General features: G+C 37.3%; 7 protein-coding genes. 4 read left to right on the forward strand and 3 right to left on the reverse strand.

The features are described from left to right. The coding region (locus H6G97_RS39470; protein ID WP_190941080.1) for a transposase at positions 1–351 on the forward strand (351 nt) is incomplete at its 5' end. 371 nt (positions 352–722) lie between these two features. Beyond that, complete coding sequence (locus H6G97_RS39475) at positions 723–1,772, forward strand: CHAT domain-containing protein (protein ID WP_242055876.1); 1,050 nt, start codon at positions 723–725, stop codon at positions 1,770–1,772. On the opposite strand, the gene H6G97_RS39480 is transcribed toward H6G97_RS39475, so the two are convergent. Genes H6G97_RS39480 through H6G97_RS39490 form a run of 3 tightly spaced genes read right to left on the reverse strand, consistent with a single transcriptional unit; the run spans position 1,733 to position 6,051 of the window. Continuing rightward, a complete protein-coding gene (locus tag H6G97_RS39480) occupies positions 1,733–2,734 on the reverse strand; it encodes a hypothetical protein (RefSeq protein ID WP_199349974.1) in 1,002 nt (333 codons plus the stop codon). The genes H6G97_RS39475 and H6G97_RS39480 overlap by 40 nt on opposite strands. Before the next feature lie 38 nt (positions 2,735–2,772). Continuing rightward, complete coding sequence (locus H6G97_RS39485; protein ID WP_190946091.1) at positions 2,773–4,620, reverse strand: protein kinase domain-containing protein; 1,848 nt, start codon at positions 4,618–4,620, stop codon at positions 2,773–2,775. A gap of 12 nt (positions 4,621–4,632) precedes the next feature. Then, entirely contained in the window at positions 4,633–6,051 is a 1,419-nt protein-coding gene (locus H6G97_RS39490; RefSeq protein ID WP_190946092.1) for a helix-turn-helix domain-containing protein, read from the reverse strand. A gap of 883 nt (positions 6,052–6,934) precedes the next feature. Between H6G97_RS39490 and H6G97_RS39495 the strand changes: the two genes are divergently transcribed. Then, a complete protein-coding gene (locus tag H6G97_RS39495) occupies positions 6,935–7,216 on the forward strand; it encodes a hypothetical protein (protein ID WP_190946093.1) in 282 nt (93 codons plus the stop codon). Then, positions 7,213–8,492: DUF3854 domain-containing protein (locus H6G97_RS53745; RefSeq protein ID WP_242055877.1), on the forward strand; the 1,280-nt coding region annotated here is incomplete at its 3' end. The genes H6G97_RS39495 and H6G97_RS53745, both read left to right, overlap by 4 nt.

Here is an 8,492-nt window from a genome sequence, read left to right on the forward strand (position 1 = left end):
ACCTCAGCCAGTCTTCCAGAACGAGAAGGAGCGAAAAAAGTTCTCAACCGAGTTCACAATACAGGCAGTCAGGTAAAACGTTTAAATCTTATTTGGATGGACGGCGGATACCGTGGTGAAGAATTTATGCGTTGGGTGATGGATATGTTTCGCTGGATTGTGGAAATTGTGCTTCGACCATTGGAAAAGAAAGGTTTTGTCCATTTACCAAAGCGCTGGGTTGTTGAGCGAACTTTTGGTTGGCTTAACTGGTGTCGACGTTTAAGTAAAGATTATGAACGACTACCAGAAACCTCTGAGACTTTTATTTACATTGCGATGATCCGGATTATGGTCAGGCGACTGGCATAATTTTTAACTCGCTTCGACTTTTAAAACATCCTCTAAGATTAGCTCAATCGATTCGAGCTTCAGATATCGCCTACAAATGGCAACAGCAGTTAGGGCAGATTTACGAAAAACAGGGTAAAACCGAGTTAGCGCTTAAAAATTATGATGCAGCCATCGCAAACATGGCTCAAGTTCGTGATAGCCTTCTATCAACTAATGGAGATTTACAGTTTTCTTTTCAGGATGAGATGGAGCCGACATATCGTAATTATATGCGATTACTTTTAGCATCTCCTAATCCTGATTTAAAACGAGTAATACAGATAAATGAAGGATTACAAATAGCACGGTTAGAGAACTTTCTGCGATGCGGTAAAATTGACCTTGTTGCTTTGAATCAGCTTCAAAATCTTAACAGCGCCCTAGCAGTAATTCATATTATTGATTTGGGTAATACTATAGAACTAATTATTCAGTCAACAGACGGCTCCTTTCACCATCATTCAGTTAATTCAAAAAAAGTAAGAGCGAATGTAGATCATCTTTTAGAAACCCTACAAGACGAAGAACTTTCTTCTACTGACGAGAGAGTAATTATTTCGTATTCTCAAGCAATTTATGAAAAGCTAATTGCACCTATTAAGACATATCTCCCCCCTTCAGGAACACTAATATTTATTTTGGATAAATCTTTTCAAAGCCTGCCGATGGGGTTGTTATATGATGGTAAAGATTATCTAATAAAACACTTCAGTATTGCAGAAACTCTAGGCTCTAGAGTTAGACAACCTAAATCTTTACATAAAGACCAGTTGAAAGCTTTAATTGCTGGTTTGTCTAAAGATAGCCCTAGTTTTACAGATCCAAATGCTCCTCAAGGATCAAAACCACTGCTTCAAACAGCACAAGAAGTAAAAGATGTTGAGAAACAAACTAAGTCTTCAACAGCGTTGTTAGACGATAAATTTACCATTAAACGATTTGAAGAAGAACTGAGTCAAAATAACTTTCCAATCGTTCATATTAGCACTCACGCACAATTCAGTTCTGACCCCTTCAAGACAGTACTTTTAGCGTATGACAAGGTAATCAATATTAAAGATTTCGGCAGCTTAATCAAAGGTACAACTCAAAATAGTCAAGATGCAATTGAATTGTTGGTTTTGAGTGCCTGCCAAACAGCAAAAGGTAACAAGCACTCCGTTTTAGGTATTGCTGGAATAGCAGTCCAGGCAGGAGCAAGAAGCACTGTAGCAACTTTATGGCAAGTAGATGCCGACTCCACTGCTCAAGTTATGAGAGAATTCTATAAGGGTTTGAAAAATGGCGAGACTAAAGCTGAAGCACTAAGACTTGCACAATTGAGCCTATTATCAGATCCTAAATATAAAAATAAGCCTTATCATTGGGCCCCTTTCCTACTTGTTGGAAGTTGGTTATAAAAATTCACTAATTTTAACCCCTCTTGCGCTTTTACTAACTCAACTGAGTTGTTACTACTTTTAGCCAGTTCAACAGCAATTGTATATTCATGCTTGGCTGAGTTTGGTAGCCATACCCTTAAATATCGATCGCCTAGCACCCTGTAAATACTAGGATTTCGAGTGCCTGTTACCGTTTGTGCCTTTAGTATCTCAATTGTTTCATTTAAAAGATTTCTCGACATATAAATAGCATCTATGTCAAGGACGGCTTCATCTAAAGGCAATCCTAATTCTTTGATTCGTTTAACCTCTTGTGCAATCTCCTCTTGGTAGCTTACGGACAACAGGTTAACAATCCTTGAGTGAGCGGTAATAGCATAGCCGTCTTTGTAAGCAAAAACATCAATTCTATAGGCATTGCCTGGTTGTAATTCTTTCTCATCAGCAGGATAGGTAAGCTGAGTTTGATTTACAACTTTTTCCCACTCAAATTCGTAACTACTTAACCGAATTTTATAAGAAATAGCACTCCTAACAGGAGTCCAAGTTATCTCTGGTCGAGGATTTAATATCGAGGTAGTGTAAGGAGAAATAACCGTAGGCTTATTACCTTCTGCTATTCCACCTTTTCGGATCTGACACAGTTTTACATCAGTAGGATTGCAGTTAGGTAAATATGATTCTGGTTTAGCACATTTATCAGAAGAAATAACTCCACTAGATAAATTTAAAAGGCTTCCCGAACTAAAGCATAACATTCGTATATAACCACCATTCAAAACTTCTAATTTCTCTCCCTCACAAATAAGGCTCCCTTTCCCAAAATGTTCATCTCCTTTACTTACTATCCTTCCAATTGGCTGCTCACAGCGAACCTGACTTCTTCTTACTCTTGTAAGCGGCACGCTTGCCCCTAATGGCATATTTATCACTAAAATAGTACTCAAGCAGAATAAGTCCCAAAAAGTACGCTTTTTCACTTTTATTACTAGCTAATATTACAAGCAATTAATTTTTATCACTTTTTAAGTATACGATTTAACAAGTTTTGCCTCCACATAAAAACTTCTGGCAGATTAGATTTAGCTAGTATACATACTTCTATATGAATCCTAGCCTCATCCGTTTTTCCTAGCGCTTCTTCTACTTGAGATAGCAGGCAGTAAGCATCTGTTCTTTGACTATCTAATTCAGTCGCTTTTTCTAAATACTCCTTTGCCTCAGTTAAATGATTTTGCATTAATTTAGACCAGCCTAAGTCTTTATACAAAGATGCTCTTAGCTCACGATTATTAGTCTTATTTAAACCTTGTAAAGCTAAAATAGCTGCTGCATTGTCATCGCCTCTTTTATTTTTCAATCTTGCTAAAGCAGCAACAGCAAATATTGCTTGATCGCTAGTTGCCATAGCTATTTCATACTGCTTTTCTGCTAAATCATATTTTCCCTGCTGTTCGTAGAAATTACCTAATCCGTAATGTCCTTCCCAGCTATCATGTTTTAATTTAAATTGATTTTTATAACTATTATTTACACAATTAATATCGTTTAATTGTTGACATACAATAGCTAAATTATTATAGGCAGATATATCTTGATTATTGTATTTAATTGCTAATTCATAATATTTCTTAGCTATTTCAGGATTATTCAAATTCTTAGAGGCTCTGTTGAAATAGAAAGTTGAAATAGAAACTTTGCTTTGAGGAGAAAGTAATAGGGCCAAGTTGAATTTTTGTTGCGCTTTTTGAGAATCATTTGCCATTTCTGATTTTTCTCCTCCAGCTATTAAAGTATTAGCAAGCCCCGGCAAGAGTATTTTAAGCGTTCCAATATCTGCTAAAGTAACAAATCCAATAAATACACTAAATATAAAGGTTTTAGACTTAAGTATTTTCTGAACCTTAGTTTGTAGAGGAAGCTTTTTAAGCCTCTGTATTATTACTTTAGTATTTGTTGGACGCTGCGCTGGAGCCGGAGCCATCATATCATCAAGAAGATCCGCAAACGGTTTGTCAATTTGAGGCGCATATTTTCTCCAGATTAGTCTTGATCTGTCTTGGTTTTTTGGTATATCCATTAGTGATATACCAGTAACTAGATTTACAAAAGTTCGACCTAAAGCATAAAAATCTGATTGTGGTACTGCCTGTCCCTCAATTTGTTCAAGTGGGGTAAAAAAAGGTGTAACAATAGAAGTTATTTCATGCCCACTTCCTAATCCTGTCCTCGTTCCCCCACTAGTGCTAATTTTAGTTAGGTAGGTTCTAGTAATTCGTCGTGCAGCACCAAAATCAACAAGTACCAGCTTGTTGCTCCCAGGCTGATAAATAATATTCTCTGGTTTAATATCTCTGTGGAAGAAGCCAGAGCGATGAACTAAATCAATAATATCTATTAATTGTGAAAACCACTCAAGTGCCATTTCTTGGGAAATTCGACCATAAGCTTCTAACCACTGCCGTAAGTTTTCTCCTTCGATTTTCTGCATTATGACGCAATGCAATTCTACACGAGTACCCTTGAGGGTAAAAGTAAAGTAATCATCCATAGTGGACTCAGGAATTCCTGGATGTTCGATAACCTGCAATGCTAGCGCTTCTTGTCGAACTAACTCAACTAATTTTGGCTCATTCCATTTTAATATTTTCATTACTCTTATTTGAAATCCTGGATGCAATTTTGTGCCAGCATCCTCAACTTCAAAAACCTCTGTGTAAGTAGGTATCTCTTCATTAATGCTACTCAAAGGACGCAGTAAACGTATGCGACCATTTATTAGTAACGGAGTACCACAAGCTAAACAGTTTTCAGCATCATTAGGATTATTGCGTTGGGAGCAAAGGTGATTTATACAATAAACCACGGATCATACACTTTAATAGCTGGAATTGCTGATTTTTGTTTTACTTGATTGTTCATACACTAAGCCCAGTGGATCTGCTAATATGTATTTCTTGACAACTGGCTCTAAGCTATAACTAGCTTCTTGTTTAGTGAATTTCTTGCTAGTCTCAACTAATGAGCGTTGCTCTAGAACTTCTAATGCCATTATAAGCTCAGAAATTGATAATTCTAAATTTAATCGTTCTTTTAATCCATCAACAAGTTTAGAAAAGGGAATAAAACTTGAATCTTTTGATATTTCTTCTGCTAAATAAATCATTATTTGCTTTTGAAGATTATTTAAAAAACCTGCTTGACCAAACTGTTGATTTAGCATCGCTTGTAGTCGAGGTCCAATTACAGTAGATTTATATTTAAAAAAGTTTTTTATACTTCCTCCGAAAAATCTGTTAATTCGGTCAGTGACTACCTCTAATTCTGAAGGATTCCCACGATAAGTTTCGACTAATTCTTTACATTCTTCCCCTGATAAACCTTTTTCATACAACATTTCTATTGCCGATCTTTCATCTAGCCCTTCTAATCGTAAAGATAGAAAAGAGAACTTTTTAGTCACATAAGTAATTTCTTCTAAAGGTACTTGGCTTGTTACGATGATACAACTTTGATGAGGTTCCCGTGTCAACCCAATAAAAAAATCTTCAGACTCTAATTTTTGCTCAAAGTTCTTTACGTTTGCTATATTTTCAAATCCATCTAATACTATCAAACACCGATGGGTGTTAATATGATTTGATAACAAAGAGATTTTCTCATTAAAATTCTTATTTCCGTCGTTTAAATTAAAGTTCTTAATTAATTTAGCAACTATTTCATCAACTGACGAATAACGAGTCAGTGTATTCCAAATTATATATTCATAAGTATCCGGTTTTTCTAAAAGCATTTCTTCAATTAATTTTGCTATCAATAAACTTTTTCCAACTCCTCCAACTCCAGTTATAGCTATACAAGTTTGTTTCAAAACGTTGATTTGATATTTCAAATCTTTAATATCTTTTTCTCGACCATAAAACAAACCTACCTTGGGTAATTCTCCGTACATTATAGTTTTGCCCACTAAACCATCATCGTTTTGGTTTAATGCTTTTAGCTTTTTTAAATAATCCTTTTTTACTACTTTAAGCAAAATAGGTTTCAAAGTGAGTTTTTTAACTTGTACTCCTTCGCCAATGACTTTTGAAAGCATTGTCCATAAAGGTGAACCTACTCCTGCTTGCAAATACTGCATCGTGTATCCACTATCACGGGCTATTTCCTTATAGTCTTTACCGTTCCAACTCCCTTTAATTACAGCAATTTCAGCTTCAGTCAAATATCTTCCAGTATATTGAAGCACTCGTTCTTCCAAAATTTCTAGTACTTTGTCTAAATTCACATCTGAATCCATACACGCTTACACTACTGAGTTACTACAACTCATACTCTATTTCACTAATCTAACAAAAGTTTATATATGTTTTGTTATATTTCTTAACTAAAGCTGACTTGCTACAATAGAGCATCCAGGCTATAAGATTAAAATGTTACATTGTAAAATTTTCTGGATGTACTGACAAATCTACGTTGAGCCTACCAAAATGTTCTAAATCTGACTAATTTTACACGCAAGAACCGCTCATAAGTATTTGTGCTTAATCTTTAGCCTCGTCAATTTGTATGAAGAGCCGAGTATTTAAATGTTTCAACTTAAACTTAACATCTGTCATAGGTGGTATTTAAGTGAAAGCTTTTAGCTAAAGTAGGTGGTTGCACTTGTTATGAGAGATTGTCAAACCTCATCTCACCCCTTAACAAACATGGAGAAGCTAAAAGCAAAAAGTCAAATTATTATTCAACACCAGAAGTCCATAACTTCTGTAAAATCAGGTTATTACCTACGTAAAGCAAAAAATAGAGGTGAGTACACTAAAAGAACAAACAGTTTAACGGAAAAAGCGCCACTAAGGAGTAGCGCTTTGTCCGAGTTTTGAAAATCATATAACCTCAGAGCGGGGTTGATCTCGAAGGAACAAAAAAGTGGTCTTTAAAGTTTGGAGACTAAGATTACCACTAAAAATGTCCAACTGAGTTGAATCCGCGCTGCTTCCCCTATTATACAGGGGTTGTCACCAAATCGTCTATTTTTTGGTGGCGTTTTTTGGCTGTTGAAATTCTTCAAATTGGTATTTTTTTATTAAGTTTGATTAACAAAAATTCCAAATTTCATAGTTAGATGTGGCAGCGCGAATAACCCCCTCTGAACTTGTCAACCAAGTAATCAGGGGAAAATCATGACAAACAGAGAACACCCCAAGAGCACAGTGTTAGAGTGCATGGGGTCGAATGTAACGTTGTCTGCAACTTCTTGCCGCAGAAACGTCTACGTATGGCAGCTTTATGCTGTGGTGTTGGAGAAATTCAGGAATATCTGGGCTAAAGTAAGAGTTTGGCAGCTTGAAAACTGGCTGCATTTAAACAAAGGCTATAGAAACATCGCTTTCTTGGAAAGCACCGATATTACTTTCAGATTAGACACATTTCTCTCTAAGGGATTCCGAGGAGAGAACCGATGAATTCAGCGACAACTGAATATCCAAACAATCTCACGGCAGCGGAATACCATGAGTTGTTAGCTGGTAGCGCCATTCATCCGGCGTTGATTAAGCGCAACTTTTTCCATGTAGAGGGAGAATCAGTTTATGATTTCCTGTTCATATCTGATAAAATCCCACGCAAGAATGCGGGTCGAGTCACGGATGCATACATAAAAATGTATCAGCATCTATTACTGGGTGGGACGTGGATTCAATCACTTGACCCATTCAAAAACTGGCAACCGATGGAATGGGGAAGAATTAAGCCGAACTTCCCCCGTATTGATTGGCAAACAGGTAAACCAGTTAAATACGAGTCACCACCCAAGACAGCCAACCGTGTTACTTATTTCGATGTTCCTAACTGTATTTTGAATGTAGTTGCACGGCGCTATAACGTTTCCGATATTCAAAGAGTGCTTTTTGCAAAACGTGGGAAAAAGCTAAGGCTTAAAAGTCGAAAGAACGCTGCTTCTCGCAATGCCGCTCTCTTGCCTTCGCTCTTGCAACTAGGACAAACTACGGCAATCCTAACGCAAATCGCCCAGTTAAGTTACCGAGTAGCACTGTGCATAAAAGGCATACTCAATCCCCTAATGTTTTGGTCATGGGTTGGGCAGCACAAAGAATTAAACATCGGCTCTGAGCAGAAAAAGTTACAAATCTCCTTCTGGGAGTGGGTAAAACAGCATCCAGAGATTCCAGTTATCTTATGCGAGGGCGAAAAAAAAGCGGCCTGCTTGCTATCTTTGGGGTTTGTAGCGATCGCACTTCCTGGAATTTGGAACGGGCGGGTAGGAAGACGGGATTTTGATGAACGATTGCATCCTGACTTAGTACCAATGGCTCAGGCGGGACGCAAGTTCATAATTCTTTTCGACTATGAAACCAAAGCCAATACCCGTTGGTCAGTTTTTCAAGCAACAATGCGGACTGGCAGAGCAATTGAATCGGCTGGTTGCGAATGTGAAGTTGCATTACTGCCGGGACCAGAGAAAGGTGTTGATGATTTCGTAGTTGGTCGCGGTGTTGATGCGAATGCACTACTAACTGCAATCATAGACGATGCCAAATCACTTGCCGATTACCAACGCTCGTATCGGGCTAAAAAATGGGGACTAAGTAAGTACAAACCGGATGTCACAGTCAATATTAAATATTTGACCCAAGCACTCTGCATTCCGGATCTGGAGGAAAAATGTTCATCTGTCCCGCCACTTTATGATATCGCAGAAGAAAAATTGTTTACCCCAAG

Source organism: Nostoc flagelliforme FACHB-838, assembly GCF_014698065.1.
In the GTDB taxonomy this organism is placed as follows: Bacteria; Cyanobacteriota; Cyanobacteriia; order Cyanobacteriales; family Nostocaceae; genus Nostoc; species Nostoc flagelliforme_B.